Source organism: Salinibacter grassmerensis, assembly GCF_947077765.1.
In the GTDB taxonomy this organism is placed as follows: Bacteria; Bacteroidota; Rhodothermia; order Rhodothermales; family Salinibacteraceae; genus Salinibacter; species Salinibacter grassmerensis.
In genome coordinates, this window is the sequence record NZ_CAMTTF010000001.1 from 214,731 (window position 1) to 233,690 (window position 18,960).

The window sequence follows — 18,960 nt, forward strand, 5'->3', positions numbered from 1 at the left end:
TCAGCTCGTATAACCTTCGTTGGTTGTCATCATGAACGATCAACCGTACGTCTCGTATCTCGTCGCTGGCACTCAGCGCAGCGGGACGACCGTAACACATCACTGCCTACGAGGACATCCGCATGTGAGCGCGCTTCGGGAGGAATTAGCCTTTGACCCGTTCTTCGCTGATGGGCTCGCAGCGTTCACCTTCGGACGATCTGGCACCACGGCAGAGCAAAAGCAGGGGCGCCGTCATCTCTTTGATGCTCTCACCGCGCCAGAGCGGACCGCTGAAACTCGCGCTTGCGGTGTGAAGTGCGCCTTTGGACACGGGAAACAGGCTGAACATTTTGCGGAAGTGTTGCGCGAAGAGTTTCCGGAAGCGAAGGTTGTCCATGTCGTGCGCCGCGACCAGGTAGCGCAGTTCGGCTCCTTTGTCAAGGCAAGGTCGACAAGCGTTTTCCATCGCACCGGCGATGCCGACGGCAACGTTGGTAAAGGCAATACAGGCACCTCGCCCGTATTGACGCTCGATCCGCATAACTTTGCCCGGTACATGCTCGATATACACGAGGCCAACGCATATCTGCGCCGCCTGGGTGAAACGCACGATGTCTTCACTGTCGAGTACGAGTCCGACATCCTCCAGGGCGATCTCCGAAGCAACGATGCCCTGTTTTCTTTCGTGAACGTTGAGCCGCGGGAGGCGGTGTGGTTGCGGCATCGCAAGGTTTCTCCTGCGCCCGAGATGTATATCGCCAACTATGCCGCGCTGTCGGACTTGCAAGCCGAGATCGAGAGCAGGCTCAACGCTGGCCATTCGACCGCGGAGCTTCGCGAAGAGTACGCGCCCCCGCTCTCCAAATCCCTCTATCAAACGGGAAGGCACTGGGTCAAACATCCGGGGTACGCTGCCCACCAGATCGCGCACGGTCTTAAGAAGGTATTTGGCTCATCTCAGACGGAGCCGTCTTCATGAACGTTGCTCTCATCACGTACGAATACCCCCCAGAAACCGGGGGGGGAGGCATTGGCACCTATGTCGCCAATGCCGCCCGCATGTTACACAAGCATGGCCACCGTGTCGAGGTGTTTGCCGGTGGGGAGCGGTCTCGCAGCACAGAGACTCCGTTTGGGGCATCACTGCACCGCGTCGAGTGCGCGTGCCGGGCCGACTTCTCTGATGCCGTCGTACCCGCGTTCGCTGAACGCTACCAGACGGCCGGGTTTGATGTTGTGGAAGGACCGGAGTACCACGCCGACGCCGCAGGCATTCGGGAGGTGTTTCCCGAAATTCCGCTGGTGGTGAAGCTGCATACGGCCAGTTGCATACTGAAGGAAGTAAATATCAATCGTCACCTAACCCTGTGGGACAAGGCGCGTTTTCTTGTGGGAGGGGGCATACGCGGACAGGTGCCGTCGCCGCACTGGACCTACGACCCCATAGAAGATGCTGAGCGGAAACATGCCCTTGCGGCGGATGTCGTGGCGGCGCCATCTCGGAGTATTGGAGAGCGTATGGTTAAGTGGTGGGGACTGCAGAGAGAGAAGATCTTCCACTTTCCGTATCCGTTTGAAGCGAGCAACTCGCTTCTGAACGTAGATCCGGATACCGACACACAGCGTGTCACGTTTGTCGGGCGACTGGAGATGCGGAAGGGGGTGCTCGATCTGGCCGAGGCTATTCCAAAAGTACTGACCCAGTGCCCCGATGCCCACTTTCGATTTATTGGGGATGCACAGGCCCATCCGCGAACCGGTGAAGACCTGCGAGCTGTGATGGAGCGACGACTCCAGTCCTACAATGAATCGGTGGAGTTTACAGGGTTCGTCCCGTATTCCGAAATCCCCTCATATTTATCAGAAACCGATATTTGCGTTTTCCCGAGTTTATGGGAAAACTTTCCGAATGTCTGCCTGGAAGCAATGAGCGCCGCCCGAGGAGTCGTGGGAAGCAGCTCGGGAGGAATGTCTGAGATGCTCGATGATGGGACCTACGGTCGTGTCGTTACGCCTCAGCGTCCAAGTGAGCTTGCTGACGCGATCCTCGACCTTCTCAATCATCCTGAGGAGCGGAAGCGTCTCGGAAGAGCAGCCCGAGAACGCGTACAGGAGAGCTACAGCTTCGAAGCAGTAGTTCCCCAGCAGGAAGCCTGTTATGAAGCCGCCATTCGCCGACACGAAACACACGCCACATAACTGCTTGGTTGTCGAATGAGCATTGACGTTTCGGCCATCGTATGCACCCACAACCCGCGTGATGACCACCTCCGCCGTACCCTTTCCGGGCTACGCCGTCAGTCGCTGGACGACGACCGATGGGAACTGTTGATCATCGATAATGCAAGTGACGCACAGCTCGCCGACCAGATCGACGTGTCCTGGCACCCGAACGGGCGTGTCGTCCGCGAGGACCAGGTGGGACTGACCCACGCTCGTCTTCGTAGCTTCCACGAGGCCGAGGCGTCCCTCCTCGTGTACATCGACGACGATAATGTCCTGGCCCCTACGTATCTGGAGCGTGTCGTCGAGCTTTTTGAGAAGTACTCCGGGGTAGGGGCCCTCGGCGGGAAGGCCTTGCCGGAGTACGAAGTGGATCCGCCCAGCTGGTTCGACAAGGTCGGAATGGATCTGGGATGCCGTGATTTGGGTGGCGAGGTGCAGACGGCCTCATGGACGGATGTCCCGGTCGATGAGCGGACGTACCCCGAGTGCGCGCCGATTGGGGCGGGGTTGGCCATCCGCCGAGAGGCATACCAAACGTACGTTGAGTCGGCAGCACGGGACGCCCGGCGGACCGCCCTGGGTCGAGCCGGTGAGAGTCTCGCGTCCGGCGAGGACAACGACATTGTGATGACGCTGCTGGAAGAAGGCTGGTCGGTGGGGTACTTCCCGTCCCTTGAGCTCACACACCTGATTCCGAAAGAGCGAGTCATGCCCGACTATCTCGCCGAAATGGCGGAGAGCTCCAACAAAACGTGGGTGACGGTTCTGGACGTTCACGACATTCGCCCATGGCCTCCCATTTTTGAATGGACCGTGCCGCTACGGAAGATGCGTGCCTATCTCATGACGCGGGCCTGGAAGGGGCCACTTGAGCGTATTAAATGGGGAGGTGCATGTGGACAGTTCGAAGGGCAAGCACTACTGTCCGGGAAGACTGGGTCTCACTCATCCAATCCCTCTGGCGTTAATGAAGTCCAGTAACATTCTTTCTTCCGTAAAATCTGCTGCTCGGTCAGTCGGTGTAGGAAAGCTATACCGTCTCGGAATTCGAAAGCCCATGAGCACGGTGAAGCAGTCGATCCAAGAGGGGGGACCTCTGGAGCAGTGGCGGACCCGACGGGGAAAAGAGGAAATGATTGAGGCGGCCGAGCAGCTTCCGGAAATGGCCCCACCCCCGCCCCCCCCGGAGCCGATGAAGGTACACTTCTTAACAGGGTCAGACCACTGGTATCAGAGCCTCTTCTGTTTTCTGTCGCTACAGCGCTTCTGCGACGATCGGATCATTCCTGTTCTTTACAGCGACGGCTCCCTCTCTGAGTCATACCGGGAAAAGTTTCAGCGGGTGGTTCCGTGGGCCGAGATCCAGACGATCGATGACATAAAAGACCGCCTCAACGATGCCCTTCCGAAAAGCCAGTATTCGTTGCTTCGAGAGTGGCGCCACATTCAACCACTCACACGGAAAATTACGGATCTGCACGCTGGGGAAGAAGGTTGGAAGCTTCTTTTGGATTCTGACATGCTTTTCTTTCGGAAGCCCCAGTTTCTGATCGACTACCTCCGCCAGCCGGAAAGCCCATGTTATATGGTAGACATTGACACCCACTATGGGTATTCGCCTCAGCTCCGGTACAGGTTGGTGGATAGTCCCATTCCTGAAGCTGTAAATATCGGGATCTTCGGGTTAAAGAGTGATGAGGTAGACTTTGATCAGCTTCAAAAGTGGCTTCAGATTATGGTTAAAGAAGAAGGTTCAAGCTACAATATCACTCAGGGCCTGAGTAGTTTGATATTCGCCGGCAGAGATTGTGAAGTAGCCCCACCCGGCGAGTATGTGGTTCTTCCGTCCTTAGAGGAGGGGAAGTCCCCATCTGCGACACTTCACCACTACGTGGCTGAATCGAAGCGAGCCTACTTCCAGCACGGGTGGCGGCATATCCAAAAACAGGCTGCTCATGCTGACTGACCACGCTTTCTCGTTCTGTACTGGCTGCCTCTCCGGCCTCATGTCTACTTCTCTGTTCCACAAGCTCCGCTGGCGAGCACACGAGTACAGCGCACGGGCTCAAAACTGGCTCATTGAAAACCAGTGGCTTCCTGGTCACCATGACTATCAACGATTTATCATTGTGTGCGATATTCGAACGGGGTCTACGATGCTTCGGTCGTTTTTGGCCGACCATCCATCGGTTCGAATGTTTTTTGAGTTGTTCCATCTGTTCCCCGACAATGTCCCCTTCGACGTAAAAGGCTATAAACAAAAAGGTGGAAATCCCGAAGTCGTGCAGCGGCGAAACACGGATCCAGTCAAGTTCCTTAAGACGGATGTTTTTACGCGCCAACCACTGTTTGTACAGGCCGTCGGATTTAAGCTCCTCTACACACAGGCCCGCTCCCAGCACATGTGGTGGCAAGATCCGCCGTACGAACGCTGGTGGACTCATATCGACCGGAGTGTGGACTGGAAGGAAACAACATCGGACCTGTGGGGCTATCTGGCTGAGGAAACAGACATCGCAATCATTCACCTGACGCGCGAGAATTTACTAAAGCAAAAGGTGTCTGCCCAACTGGCCAAAAAAACTGGCCACTGGGGGGCTGGTGCAACCGGTGGTGTAAACGAAGACGATGCAGAACCTACCGTGTCGCTCAATCCAAAACACTGCTACGAAGACTTCGAGGCTAAACGCCAGATGCAGGAGCAAATCGAGGAGCGGTTTTCTGATCATCGTCTCCTCGCAGTCACCTATGAACAACTTGTCGAGAATCGGAATCAGATGCTGCGTCACGTCCAAGAGTTCATCGATGTGCCCATTCGGCCGCTTCAGACCGAGACGGAGAAGCAAAGAAAACGTCCTCTTTCCCGGGTAATTGAAAACTATGACGTTCTCCGTCGAGAGATGAAGAGGACCCCATGGATACGGTTTTTCGAAGAGTAGAGCCCTTTCCTTTCTTTCGCCATCCGCTTGCTGCTTTCTTCCGGATGATTACACCTTGACTGATGCTGTGTCAATGGAAAGCCCCCTCGTTTCCATCTGCATGCCTGCCTACAACGCGGAAGACTACGTCGCCGACGCTATAGATTCTGCACTCGCTCAGACCTGGTCACCCCTCGAAATCGTCGTCGTGAACGATGGATCGACGGATTGCACCGGAGAGATCCTTGATGCGTACGATTTCGAATGCGACCGACTCCGCGTCTCACATCAAGAGAATCAAGGCCAATGTGCGGCGGCTAATGACGCGTACCGGGCCGCCCATGGGGACCTGATAAAGTTCTTTGATGCCGACGATCTCCTCTCACCAGACTTTGTAGAAAGACAAGTAGAACAGCTTGATGGGAGCACCACGCACGTAGCGTCGGCCGAGTGGGCGCGGTTCTACGACGACCCGTCGGAGTCGACCTTTGAGCCGGAGGACGTGTGGCGAGACATGGACCCGGTCGACTGGCTCGTGACCGCATGGGGGGACGCGCGCCCCATGATGCAGTGTGCACTGTGGCTTATCCCTCGTCCAGTCCTTGAAGAAGCAGGGCTCTGGGACGAACGCTTGTCGCTGATTAACGACTTTGAGTTCTTTACTCGCGTGCTGGTGCACGCTGAGGGTGTGCGATTCACCCCGGGGGCCCGGATGTATTACCGCTCCGGCCTCGACGAAAGCCTATCGGGGCAGGACAGCCGTGAGCACGTCGAGTCAGCGTTTCGCTCGCTCATGGACGGAACGCAGCATCTGCTGGACCGCGAAGACAGCCCGCGCACCCGCAGGGCCGCCGCCAACATGCTGCGGAACTTCGTCTACGAATACTACCCGGACTATTCGAACCTGCGAGCTAAGATAGAGGCTCGGGTTGAGGAATTGGGGGGGAGTGACCTGGAGCCGCAAGGACCTCCGGGGTTCGAACTATTGCGTCCGATCCTCGGTTGGAAACTGGCACGTCGTGTACAGCACTTCGCGGAGCGAAATAAGCTCACACGAGCCGGACTGTCGTCGCATCTGGAGAGTTATGGATTAGGCTCTGCCTGACATTCTCCCTTCTGTGTTCTGATTCCAGCGACTGTCGTGAGCAGGCGGTCTTTCCCGATGTTCTGATCGTAGGGGCCTTGAAGTGTGGAACCACTTCGCTATTCTGCTATCTCGAGGAGCACCCTGAATTTTACTCCTCCCCGGAGAAAGAGCCCCACTTCGTATTCGTATATAGGGGAAGAGCGCCCGCACTGAGGAATCGGCAGCGTTGAAGAGTACGCCGCGCTGTTCCAAGACAGTTCGCCCGGCCAGCTCTATATGGAGGCGTCTACGAGGCATCTATACAGCGGTACAGCCGTGGAGCAAATCCGGCGGTACGCTCTTGATACAGAACGCATTGCGCTTTTGCGGAAGCCTATTGAGTGTGCATACACAAGCTGGTCATTCCGCGTTCAGCAAGGTTGGGAGTCCCTTTCCTTCTCAGAAGCGATTGCCGCCGAAGAACGACGGATCGAGGTAGGAGGCGAACCGTGATCCGTTACCCGAGTGTGGGGATATATTTTAAGTAGGTCCGTCGATTTTGCGATCACCTTGGTCGAGATCAGTTCCGGATTTTCTTTTTCGAGGACGTCAAGGACGCCCCCGATGCGGTTGCGGAAGAGGCGTTTTCGCTTCTTGGTCTAGGTCCGGTCGGGAGGGTCGATACGAGCACCATTCACAATCCGACCCCCGGAGTCAGGTCATCAACTACCTGCAGGAGGCCGAACCCTTCCGCTGGATTGCCCGTCGGCTTCTCCTCGAGTCTAAATGGGCGGTCCTTCGCCGTGGGGTCCAAATGGAACGAGAAGTCCCGTCCGCTGCTTGATCCGTCTCGTTCCGACGAACGCTGACCGAGCGGGTGTGGCCGGACGCGGGGCGGTTGAAAATCCTCATAGACGTGAGTCTCTCGCGGTGGGCCGAATAACAACAGAGGGTGCCATTTCTTCAGATACAGCTACCTACATGCACGTCGCAATTACGGTCGACCCAATGCTCCCAGTGCCTCCGCCTCTCTACGGGGGCGTTGAACGGATCATTGACCTGCTTGTCCGCGGCCTCGTAGAGCGAGGACATGATGTCACCCTCTTTGCACATGCCGACTCGGAGGTTCCGTGTCGGCACATTCCGTTTCCGGGCACGAAGAGTCAGAATCTCGTCGATACGATTCGAAACACGCTCACACTGTCCCGGCTCCTGGTAGAGCGCCCCGACATCGTCCACAGCGCAAGTCGACTCGCGTATTTGACGCCCCTGCTCCCCCTGAAAATTCCGAAGATCATGAACTACCATCGTATCCCGACGGTGCAGCAGGTCCGGAAGGCCATGGTTTTAGCACGAGGGGACTCAATGGCCTTTACGGGGGTCAGCGAGCACATCGCCGAACGTATCCGGCCCCATGCCCCGGCGTATGCGGTGTACAATGCCGTGTCGATGGAGACGTACGACTACGTCGAAGAGGTGTCCAGCGATGACCCCCTTGTTTTTCTGGGACGTATCGAACCAATCAAGGGGACGCACCGAGCCATCGAGGTCGCCCAACGTACCCAGCGGGAGTTGATTATTGCAGGGAACGTGAATGAGGGGCACACCGCCTATTTTCAGGAGCGAGTGGAGCCCCACCTCGACGGATCACAGATCCGATATGTCGGGACTGTCGACGACGTGGAGAAGAACGAAATGCTCGGTCGGTCGGTGGCGCTTCTCATGCCGATCGATTGGGAGGAACCCTTCGGCCTCGTGATGGCCGAGGCCATGGCGTGCGGCACCCCCGTTATTGGGCTTCGTCACGGGGCAGTTGGGGAAGTCGTCGATGACGGCACCACCGGCTTCGTATGTGACACTGTTGACGAAATGGTGGAAGCGGTCGGGCGTATCGGTACGATCAACCGGGCAGCATGCCGCGAACGCTGCGAAACCCTGTTCAGTCAGAAAGCCCTGGTGGACTCGTATGAGCGTGTGTACGAGGCTCGAATTACTACTCTACGATCGTAGATAGGCGCCAGACGGGGGTAATTTTCAGCGAGCCGGGCGATATGGCTACGTTGAGAGGGAATCAAGGGTGCGGAGAGCATGCGGTAAATCACGAAGGCGGCTTTCCTGTCGAGCACAGAATGCATCGTCCTTGGCAAGCTTAAATGCGGAATGTGGTTTTGGAGAGGATTCGGAAGGGTCTGCACGTCGCCGCGAACGTCTACTGGGAGTACAAGCCCTGGTGGACGCCCCGTCGACTTACAACTTCGCTCGACGAGATTGACATCGACCGTCCAATTTTCATTCTGGGTGTACAGGGGGGAGGGCTCACGCTGCTAACCCGGATGATCCATCGCGCCGAACACATCGTGACCATCGGTGGGGGACGAGCGTACTGGACGGGCAACAACGAGATGGATAAGCACTACACTGGCCGGTTACCGGACGACTTTGCTCTCCGTTCCCCACGCTACCAGTCGCCGACGTTTAAAACGCATTTGACGGGAGAGGAGGACAACCATCCCGTTTTTGGGTTGGAGCGAGACTGGGTGTACGCGTGCGACAGACTGCTCGACGAGTACCGAAAAACCGAGGCAGACTGGACTGCTGAGAACGAAGACCGACTGCGGCGAGCAATTAAGGAGTCCATTCGGGCGTATGCGTCGGATGTTGAGCGGGCTCGATTTCTAGACATGTCCCAGACCTTCTCGCTCAAGGTGCCGCTGCTCCGGGAAATCTTTCCCGATGCCCACTTCGTCGTGCAGACGCGGAATCCGTACGCTGTGTGTGTGCGGGCCGCTCAAGATTTTCGGTACGAGTGGGTGCGGGAGCTGGAGACGGCTCGAGAAACGAAGCTTTTGAAACTCCAGATTACCTCGGAGCACTGGCGAAACACGTTCGCCTATGCCACCGGTGACCTTGAGGGCGATGAGAAAGCGACCCGGCTCCGGTACGAGGACCTTGTACAGGATCCGGAAGGAGAACTACAGCGTGTGCTGGAGGCTGTGGATGTGCCGTATGATCCGAATATGATCCCGCGGGCCCACCACTGTTTACCGGTCGGGTCGTCGGAGCCGCACAAGTGGTTCCCGATCCGGGGGTGCACGAACGACAAGTATCTCCAGCGTTTGGATGCGAATATGGCGTCGATCATTCGGGACAAAGTGGGCGGCGTGGCGGAGGCATTCGGGTATCACCCGCCGTTGGACGTGGCAGGAGAGGGAAGGTCACAGTAAATTGGTCACTCCTATGAACAAGTTAAACCGGCTTCTTCAGGTCGCCGTCAACGCGTATTGGGAGTATAAGCCGTGGTGGACTCCTCGTCGCTGGGCCATTGCGCTCGATGAGATCGACATCGACCGCCCCATTTTTATTCTGGGTGTGCAGGGTGGGGGGCTAACGCTGCTCACGCGGATGCTTCACCGCAACCCGAATATCGTCACCATTGGGGGGGGGCGAGCGTATTGGGTCGGCAACAACGAGATGGACAAGCAGTACACCGGTGAGCTTCCGGAGGACTTTACGCTGCGCTCTCCCAAGTTTCAGTCGCCCACCTTCAAGACACACATGACCGGGACAGAGGACGCCCATCCCGTTTTTGGGCGTGAGCGGAATTGGGTGTATGCCTGTGACGATCTCCTTGACCAGTATCGCAGGACGGAAAGTGACTGGTCGCCGGACAAGGAGGCCCAACTCCGACGGGCCATGAAAGAATCGATTCGGGCCTACGCGCTGGACATTCGGCGGGCTCGGTTCCTGGACATGTCCCAGACGTTCTCGCTGAAGGTCCCTCTGCTCCGAAAAATTTTTCCGGACGCCCGCTTCGTCGTGCAGACGAGGGACCCGTACGCCACGTGCATCAAGGAAGCCCGTGATGATGGGTATAAGTGGCGACGGAAGACTGGGTTGGAACAGAAACTGACGATCTTTGCGGAGCACTGGCGAAACACGTACGCCTACACCATGAACGATCTGAAGGACCACGCGCACAAAATCACCGTCCGGTACGAGGACCTGGTACAAAGCCCGGAAGACGAGCTCCGGCGAATCGCCGAAGCCATCGACCTCGAATATCGTCCCGACATGGTCCCCCAGGACCATCACCGTCTCCCCTTCGGCTCATCAGAGTCGCACAAGTGGTTTCCGGTGCGGACGGGAGTAAACGAGAAGCACCTCAGCCACCTCAGGCCTGGTGCGGCATCGGTGATTCAAGAGAATGTTGAAGACGTAGCTCATTCATTCGGGTATCGGGCTCCTGACTGAACGTCACAACGCCTCCGAGGATAGTCTTTTGCTGTTGGTACATAGGAAATGGCAAGAATCTGTCTCATTACACCGGGTCACCCCTCTAAAAATCCGCGCCTCGTGAAGGAGGCGGATGCGCTGGCAGAGGCGGGGGACGACGTGCACGTGATTGCGGGGGACTATCATCCCTGGGGCCACGACGCCGATCGGCAGTATCAGGATCGGCCCTGGGAGCTGGAGCGCGTCTCGTACGGAGCAGTGGCGTCGTCGGGGCGGCAGATCTACCTGGGAGGACGAAAGCGGATTGCCGAGACGCTGGCGGGATGGCTGCCGCAAGGGACGCGTGCAGTGAATCTGCGGGCGCAGCATTGGGCCATCCCTGAGCTGGTCGATCGGGCTCAGTCCGTTCCCGCGGAGCTGTTTATCGCACACTACCTGCCGGCCGTGCCTGCCGCCCTCCATGCGGCCGAGAAGCACGGAGCCAAGGCGGCATTCGACGCGGAGGACTTCCACCGCGGACAGTTCCATGACGACGAGCGCGGAAGTCCCGAGGCTGAGCGCACGCGCTGGTTCGAAGAGACCTATCTTCCTCAGTGTGAGTCCCTCACGGCAGCGTCGCCGGGGATCGCGCGTGCTTACGCCGACGAACTTGATATCGAAGAGCCGACGACGATTCTGAACGTGTTTCCCCGGAGTGAGCGCTCTGGGCACACCCCACCGCAAGAATTACGGGAAGAGCACCCAGGGGATGGAATTTCGCTCTACTGGTACAGTCAAACCATCGGGCCCGATCGGGGGTTGGAAATGGTGGTGCGGGCGATGGGGCAGATCCAAGACCGGGTCGACGATGCGCCGTGTCTCACGCTGAGTCTCCGGGGAAGCTGGACTGACGGATACAAGACGAACCTTCATGCGCTGGCGCGATCAGTTGGCATCGAGAACAAGCAAATTCGACATCTGACGCGCACGCCTCCGGATCAACTCATCGAACGAGCGGCGCAGCACGATATCGGACTTGCGCTAGAGCAGGCTAAGTCGAGAAATCGTGACCTCTGCGTCACCAACAAGATCTTCGCGTACCTGCTGGCGGGGCTTCCGGTGGTGGCCACCAATACGCAGGGACAGCAGTTCGTTCATCGACACGCCCCGAACGCCGTGCGGCTCTGTGCCATTGACGATGTAGGGGACATGGCCCAGCAGCTTTGCCGATGGGTACGGGACGCGGAGAGTCGGAAGAGGGCATCGGAAGCCGCGTATCAGGCAGCCGAGGACCGGTACAACTGGGACGTGGAAAAAGAGACGCTTTTGTCCACCGTTCGGACTCTACTGGCATGAGCACATCGGAGACGACGGAGATTGTCACTCCCACCTTTATCTTAGGCGGCACACCCAAGGCGGGGACAACCTCCGTATACCATTACCTGGACCAGCATCCGCAGGTGTGCATGAGCGCCCGGAAGGAAACGAGCGTATTTATTGATGACAAGAGCCTTGAGTGGCTATTCGAGAACTATTACCGACACTACGATGGAGAGCGCGCCGTTGGGGAGGCGTCGGCCGGAACGCTCGGCAATCCGGCCGTCGCGGAGCGAGTCTACGGCGCTCTTCCGGACGTGCAATTGATCTTTGTTCTGAGAGACCCGGTTGATCGACTGTACTCTCACTTTACCTTTCTCCAAAGCTCCCGGGCCATTGATCCCGACCGTTCGTTTTCGGAGTTCATTCGGTCGGAGACGGAATGGCGCACTACACTAATTGATTTAGGGCGCTACCACAGGCACCTGTCCCGATTCGAAAAGTACTTTGACCGCGATCAGATGTTAGTATTGCTCTTCGAAGACCTGAAGACCGACGCTGAAGAGTTTATGGAGTCTGTCTACCGATTCATCGGGGTTGAACCATCCTTTCGGCCCTCCTTTGACGTGCAAAATCAGACGCGAAGGCCGCGGTTCAATGGGGTGTATCGTCTCCTATCAAAGATCTGGGCATCGGTTCAGGAGCGCGTCAGCGTATACGCTGTGAAGCACACGCAACCGCTCAGACGTGCTGTGAAACGGCTGGTCACGGAGGAGGCGGAACGGCCCCCAATGACGGAGGCGGACAAGCGATACCTTCAAGACATCTATCACGAGCCGAATCGGAAGATAGAGGGTTGGTTGGGGCAAGACCTCTCACATTGGAAATCGGTCTGACGGCATCTCCCTGTTCGATGGCAAAAAAGACGAGCGTGAAGACTCTCCTGGTCATTTCCCCTCGTTTCCCGCCCATCAATGCAGCGGACATGCATCGGGTGCGGCACAGCCTTCCCCACTTTGAGCAATACGGATGGGAGGCCGAGGTCTGGCGGGTGAACCCGGCCTTTGTGGAGCGCGAGCGGGATCCGTTATTGGTAGAGACACTTCCGGATGCCGTGGACGTCCGTACGGTTGAGGCCCTCAATCCGAAGTGGACGCGGTTCATGGGTCTCGGAAACGTCGCACTTCGCTCTCTGCCCTCTTACGTCTGGCAGGGGTCGAAGCGCCTGGCGCAAGGAGACGTTGACCTCGTGTACTTCTCCACCACGGCGTATCCCGTCACCATTCTGGGCCGCTACTGGAAGCGACGGTTCGGCGTGCCCTACGTGATCGACATGCAGGATCCCTGGCACACCGACTACTACGTCGGGAAACCCAGGGAGGAACAGCCACCGAAGTTCTGGTTCTCCTACCGCCTCAACAAGTACCTGGAACCGGTGGCCATGCGGGGGGTCGACGGGATTGTATCCGTCTCGCAGGGCTACTGCGACACGCTTCAGGGCCGTTACGCCAATGTCACGCCCGAGGTGTGTGCGGTCATCCCGTTCGGGGCGGCAGAGGTGGACTTCGAAGTCATGGAGGAGAGCGGCGTGTCGCAACCCTTCATAGATCCAGACGACGATACGATTGATATCGTATATGCCGGACGGGGGGGGCACGACATGGAAAAAGCCGCCCGCGGCATCTTTGGGGCGTTGCGTCGAGGGCGCGAGGAACACCCGTCCCTCTTTAAACGGGTTCGAATGCACTTCGTGGGCACGTCGTACGCGCCGGCCGGGGAGGGCGAGAAAACCCTCGAGCCCATCGCCGAGCAGTGCGGCGTCGGTGACGCTGTGACGGAGTACACGGACCGAATTCCGTACTTTCAGTCGCTGCGCCTGCTCCGCGACGCGGACCATCTCGTGGTGCCGGGGTCGGACGACCCCGATTACACGGCTTCAAAGCTGTACCCATACATTCTGTCACGGCGTCCGGTCCTGGCTGTCTTCAATCAAAACAGCAGTGTCGTCGACATTCTCCGGGAGACCCGGGCCGGCACGGCCGTGACATTCAACGGCGCGACGACGACCGAAGACCTATCCCGACGGGTGGTCGACGCATGGACCCCGATGCTGGAGCGGTTGCCCTACTCGCCCGGAACCGATTGGAAGGCGTTCCAGCCGTACACGGCCAAGGCTATGACCCGGCGGCAGGTGGAGATCTTCGATCGGGTTGTATCGCAGCAGTAGTTTTGAGAGCAGAGGATCTGTGCGGATCTGCTATCTAGAAAGTTGATCCAGGCCCTGTGCTGAACTAGGTTCAGCATTGACCTGGAGCCCATCCAATTGAATGGAAAAAGCGACTCAGAGCGTTGGATAGGGCCCAGATCGGGGTCTGGAGCGAAGAGCGCTTTGCACTTCACCAGCGTAGATGGCGAACCCAACAGCATGGCGTGCCGACTTGCGGTCGTGACGACCCATCCCGTCCAGTACTACGCTCCGCTCTTCCGGCGCATCGCTGAACACGAGAGCATCATCCTCAACGTGTTCTACGGCTGGACGGGGAGCACGGAGGCAAGCTACGACCCGGGATTCGGTCAAGAGGTGGAGTGGGACTTGCCCCTGCTAGAGGGGTACGACCATACGTTCGTCCCGAACGAGGCCGACGAGCCGGGGACGCACCACTTCCGTGGGATGATCAATCCGAGCCTCCCCGATGAGATGGAGCGGTGGGGGGCGGATGCGGTGTTGGTGTTTGGATGGGGCTGGCAGAGCCACCTACAGATCCTCCGTCACTTTGCGGGGACGATCCCCGTGCTCTTCCGGGGCGACTCAACCCTGATCGATGAGCGGAAGGGGCTGCGTCGATGGATCCGGCGATTGGGGCTCTGGTGGGTCTACCGGTACGTCGACCGTGCCCTGTACGTGGGGCAGCACAACCGAGCGTATTTCCGAGCCCACGGCCTCTCCGAGGGCCAGCTCACCTGGGTGCCCCACGCGATCGAAAATGCCCGGTTTGCGGAGGCTCCCGACGCGGACGACGAAGCACGTCGGTGGCGCCGCGAGATTGGAATTCCGGACGACGCCCTGGTTGTTTTGTTCGCCGGAAAGCTTGGCGCGAAGAAAGCCCCGGATGTCCTGGTCGACGCCTTTCTAGGACTGAAGAGGGAGGCTCACTGTGTCATCGTTGGCAGTGGACCGATGGAAGATGAGCTAAGAACCTGTGCTGGAGACCACCCTCGCGCCCACTTCCTTGGGTTTCAGAACCAGTCGCGCATGCCAGTCGTCTATCGCCTGGGTGACGTGTTCGTGCTTCCGTCCCGAGGGCCTGGCGAGACGTGGGGTCTGGCTGTGAACGAGGCGATGGCCTGCGGATGCCCGGTCGTCGTGAGTTCGAACGTCGGGTGCGCCCCCAACCTCGTCGATGAAAAAAACGGAGCGGTGGTTGCTCCCGACGACGCGGATGCGTTGCGAGAAGCCCTCGAAGAATTGCTGTCCGATCCCGGGCGGCTCCGGCGCATGGGCCAGCGCTCCGCCGAGCGGATCCAGAACTGGTCAGTCGACGAGGCCGCGGCCCGGACGGTTAAGGCAGTGAATAGCACGATGGCCCTCAAATCGTAGAGTCGGCGAATACGAGAATTGAGTGTTCGAACCCCCCCTTGCGGTAATCCTCTCCGGCGCCTTCGTGCCGAAATACATGCCAGTCTTCGGCGCTTGAGAACGGGATATGTGGAAGACGGGACGGACTGGCGTGGAGTTTGAGTAGGATACGGGGGCCTTCCAGTAGGGTCGTTTCTTCGGCGGCCGGTCAGGTCGGAAGGGCAATATTTCTGGTTCCCCGTCATATTTGCTGTGTAGAAATGGCCTCTTCGTTCGGTTTTCCGGCTCAGTCATTTTCCGTCTGTGGATACGGTCGAGTGGGGAAAAAATGGTGCCTGCTCGTAGCGGTTATTGCCCTGCTACTTGTGGGAACCACGTCGAGTGCCGCTCAGGAGTCCAGAACCCAACAGATCCAACTCGAGCAAGGATGGAATTTCGTGTCTTTGAACGTGCAGCCCGACGACTCGTCGTTCGCGTCGATCCTCGGGGTGGACATCGATCAAATAGACATGATCAAAAACGAGGAAGGGGCGGTGTACGCGCCAGGGCAGAGCATCGAGCAGATAGCGACGTGGGAATCTAGGAAGGGGTATCAGGTTCACGCGAACGCGTCCGTCACACTGGCGGTGTCGGGAACAGCGGTCCGTCCGGATTCAATGCGGATCGTTCTGGAGGAAGGGGGACACATCGTGCCGTACCTCTCTTCTTCGGCTCAGGCGGCAGGGACAGCGTTCGAGAGCATCGACGCATCTCTGGTCCTCGCGGAGAATGAAAGAGGGGATGCGTATGAGCCATCCCTTTCATCTCCGTCCTTGGATTCCCTACACCCCGGACAAGCGTACAAAGTCTATGTGGACCAGAAAGACACGCTTCGGTACCCAATCGTCGTATCGACCCTCGCAGAGGCGAAAGGACTTGAAGGAGTGGACGTGGGAAAAATGATTCAGGTGCAAGGGTATTACGAGCCTGGGGACGACGGCGGGGGGCTATTTGAGGTGACCAACAGTGGATCGGAAATCGACGGAGGGACAACGTTTGCCTTCGATAACGACGTCAGCGCGAAGCAGTCCCACGGTATTAGCGGATTTGACCCGTACGGTCTTCCAGATACAGATTTGGTCTTCGGCAGCCTCAGTGTGGAGTTTGGGCCAGATCCAGAAGATTTTATCAGTGACCTTGACATGCACGGTCACGTCAACAGGGCCAATCGAGGATGGGTCAATTACAAAGACGGCACGATCTACGACGCCGGAAATGCCCTGAAAACATTCAATCAGAATTGGGGGGACGGTAGTCAGAACTACACAGTGACCTACAAATATGCAACCTCTGACCGCCGCTTGGAGCGGGTCCGCAGGCCAGAGGTATTTAATCTTGCGTGGTGGGGGGCACCGAAGGCCGATCCCAACAATCCTGAGAGCGCAACTCCCCATCTTGCGTGGGCGATAAATTTCGCCGCAGAGCGGTACAAACAAGGAGGAATTGAGTGGGGGTACGTAGACATCCCGGGCGAATATTACTACCAGCACGCAACAGCCATTCGTGAAGGGGTCATGCTTCGAGGCGTGGGGCCAGATCGTTCGGTTCCCGGGCGCTCATTTACCACGAACGGGGCGCTCATTCTGATGCCTGGAGAAGCGGTGTATACGCAAAAGAACGGGTATGATCCAGTTGCAGAGCATGATCTCTACCCTGAGATGAATGGAGGGCAGTCTACCTTCAAAAACGAGTACAATGCCTCCGATAAACTCGGAATATTGAACTTAGAGTTGGATGGAAATATAGACCAAAACGAAGAGCCATTTACGACAAATAACTACGACAATATCGAGCCGTACCTTCAAAATAGCGGGGATTGGGCGGCTTGGTACTCAAAGGGAGCCCAAGATCAGCTTTATCAAGAAGGGCTACAAGTACATGTCAACAACGTGCATGCTCACGGTTACGGAGGAAACGTATTGGCTGGAGCCGGAGCTCAGCTTCCTTCAGGTGGGACAGAATTCGACATTACAGGGCCAGATGGCACAAGCAAGAATGTCCACATCGAAGATGCGGTGCGGAACCACCAGATTTATGCTCTGGCGGGAGATATGACCGATTGGTCGGTTGCGGGAATCTATTGGGCATCCCCAATGAAGATTGGGTCGAAGGCTGACCGCCCGACCACTTACACAAATCTCGATGTTCAGGAAGCCCCATCAAGCACCTACGGGTACAGCACGCGAGGCATCATGAACACCCTCGGTCTGAACGTGGTGATTGATGGATTCACATTTGACCTCAGCAGCACAGGAGGCGATGAGTCCCTTCAGCGTATTTGGAGTGATCAAAGAGGAGAGCATTATCCAGAAGACAATGGAAAGAGTGGCAACGTCTACAAGAATGGAACCATAAAACTGTCCTCTACTGAAACGATAAATCTCGTTTCGTCCGTAGGACCGCATGCACCAATCACTTGGAAAAACGTAACCGTTGAGGACAATGGGGGAGGGCTGCAAATCGGGCTAAAGTTTAGCAGCCATTCGTACGAGTATTACCTTGAAAACTTCAATGTTGTGCCGCAGGGCACGCTCGAAGACTTTTACTCCGGTAACTCAAACTACGTTTTTGGGTTTGATGCGAACGAAATACTGGGGTCTGGCGTCCCTGTCGCAACGAGGAATGAGTTTAAGAATTCCTCCTACCAGCGCGACTTTTATAGCCCGCTGCTTTCTGTAAACCACGGTAGCGGCACAAGTGCGCCGTACCACCCACACGACCACTTCTTCATTGATTCTGAATTGCAGAACACGGGCGGGCTGCTAACCGGAGATCAGGCAAAGATGAAGCCCTGGTTCCGCTTCTACTTTGATAACGTCACATTTAATCTGCCAGGGAGCATTCACGAGGTTATTTCCAGGGGCATAATGCGCCTCCGCAATTCGCAGGACCGGAGTGGGCGCACCTCCGACGCAGTAAACCAGAACTACTCCGCGACTTCCACTGACGAAACCAATGGGTATGCGCTTATTCCGACGAGCCTGCTTAGTCGTCCTGGTGAAACGAGCGTGACGGCAACCGCGGGGTATAATGTCACGGGCGTTCAGATTGCCAACAGCGACGGGACTGTGCGAGCAGACGACAACACAGACGAAGAAAATCCTTACCTCAAGGTGTCGGTAGACGGCACGATCACGCAGGGAGATAGCTTCACCTGGACGGCCCGCGTCACTCCATTGGGCGCGTACAAGACGACGGGGTTGTTTTTGTCGCGGCCAGAGGCGAACAAGAGCTATACCAGCGGAAACGGTCCCTTCACAGTAGACCTCCGTGGGGTCGCAGCGTGTCAGGAGACGCGTGATAAGATCACGTACACCGCCTCAAGCGGCAGCACGGGCGTTGTGACGGCATCGGTTAGCGCGGACGGCTATACCCTTACGCTGACGGAGCAGGGCACAGGCACTGCCACAGTCACCGTGACGGGTACGATCAATGGCGTCGGCACTACAACCGATACGTTCGAGATTTCTGTCGAGTAAGTCTCTTCTGCCCTCTGGGATGGATAGCACCGGAACGGAAACGACAGAATGTAGTGCCTGAGAACTAAGGTGTAGCGTCGGAGAAGCATCTACCAATCGCGAGGAGGCGTTCAGCATCTCTATTCGCTCTTTCCTCCCTCAATC

The 18,960-nt window shown here is 57.4% G+C and carries 14 protein-coding genes; all 14 read left to right on the forward strand.

Going from position 1 to position 18,960, the window contains the following annotated elements; all coding sequences use genetic code 11:
• Window positions 1-31 precede the first annotated feature (31 nt).
• On the forward strand, window positions 32-961 hold the full coding sequence (locus OJB03_RS00830) for a sulfotransferase (protein ID WP_263784435.1): 930 nt from the start codon (window positions 32-34) through the stop codon (window positions 959-961).
• The gene (locus tag OJB03_RS00835) at window positions 958-2,181 is read left to right on the forward strand and encodes a glycosyltransferase family 4 protein (protein ID WP_263784436.1); all 1,224 of its coding nucleotides are present in this window, start codon (window positions 958-960) and stop codon (window positions 2,179-2,181) included. Before OJB03_RS00830 ends, OJB03_RS00835 begins: the two co-directional genes overlap by 4 nt.
• 15 nt (window positions 2,182-2,196) lie before the next feature.
• Entirely contained in the window at window positions 2,197-3,189 is a 993-nt protein-coding gene (locus OJB03_RS00840) for a glycosyltransferase (protein ID WP_263784437.1), read from the forward strand.
• Window positions 3,176-4,174: a hypothetical protein gene (locus tag OJB03_RS00845; protein ID WP_263784438.1), complete on the forward strand. Its 999-nt coding sequence runs from the start codon at window positions 3,176-3,178 to the stop codon at window positions 4,172-4,174. The genes OJB03_RS00840 and OJB03_RS00845 overlap by 14 nt, the downstream gene beginning before the upstream one ends.
• Window positions 4,175-4,214: 40 nt before the next feature.
• Window positions 4,215-5,147, forward strand: coding sequence for a sulfotransferase (locus OJB03_RS00850; protein ID WP_263784439.1), 933 nt, complete (start codon window positions 4,215-4,217; stop codon window positions 5,145-5,147).
• Window positions 5,148-5,220: 73 nt separating this feature from the next.
• Window positions 5,221-6,231, forward strand: a complete 1,011-nt coding sequence (locus OJB03_RS00855; protein WP_263784440.1) for a glycosyltransferase family 2 protein — start codon at window positions 5,221-5,223, stop codon at window positions 6,229-6,231.
• A gap of 942 nt (window positions 6,232-7,173) precedes the next feature.
• Window positions 7,174-8,202, forward strand: a complete 1,029-nt coding sequence (locus tag OJB03_RS00860) for a glycosyltransferase family 4 protein (RefSeq protein ID WP_263784441.1) — start codon at window positions 7,174-7,176, stop codon at window positions 8,200-8,202.
• 143 nt (window positions 8,203-8,345) lie between these two features.
• Window positions 8,346-9,416, forward strand: a complete 1,071-nt coding sequence (locus tag OJB03_RS00865; protein ID WP_263784442.1) for a sulfotransferase family protein — start codon at window positions 8,346-8,348, stop codon at window positions 9,414-9,416.
• Window positions 9,417-9,429: 13 nt separating this feature from the next.
• A complete protein-coding gene (locus OJB03_RS00870; RefSeq protein WP_263784443.1) occupies window positions 9,430-10,443 on the forward strand; it encodes a sulfotransferase family protein in 1,014 nt (337 codons plus the stop codon).
• A 48-nt stretch (window positions 10,444-10,491) separates the two neighbouring features.
• Window positions 10,492-11,760 carry a glycosyltransferase family protein gene (locus OJB03_RS00875; RefSeq protein ID WP_263784444.1) on the forward strand — a complete coding sequence of 423 codons (1,269 nt, stop codon included), beginning with the start codon at window positions 10,492-10,494 and terminating at the stop codon, window positions 11,758-11,760.
• A complete protein-coding gene (locus OJB03_RS00880; RefSeq protein ID WP_263784445.1) occupies window positions 11,757-12,617 on the forward strand; it encodes a sulfotransferase domain-containing protein in 861 nt (286 codons plus the stop codon). The genes OJB03_RS00875 and OJB03_RS00880 overlap by 4 nt, the downstream gene beginning before the upstream one ends.
• Window positions 12,618-12,652: 35 nt before the next feature.
• Window positions 12,653-13,948: a glycosyltransferase gene (locus OJB03_RS00885; RefSeq protein WP_263784446.1), complete on the forward strand. Its 1,296-nt coding sequence runs from the start codon at window positions 12,653-12,655 to the stop codon at window positions 13,946-13,948.
• 198 nt (window positions 13,949-14,146) lie between these two features.
• Window positions 14,147-15,319, forward strand: a complete 1,173-nt coding sequence (locus OJB03_RS00890) for a glycosyltransferase family 4 protein (RefSeq protein ID WP_263784447.1) — start codon at window positions 14,147-14,149, stop codon at window positions 15,317-15,319.
• A 428-nt stretch (window positions 15,320-15,747) separates the two neighbouring features.
• On the forward strand, window positions 15,748-18,816 hold the full coding sequence (locus OJB03_RS00895; protein ID WP_263784448.1) for a hypothetical protein: 3,069 nt from the start codon (window positions 15,748-15,750) through the stop codon (window positions 18,814-18,816).
• Window positions 18,817-18,960: the final 144 nt, after the last annotated feature.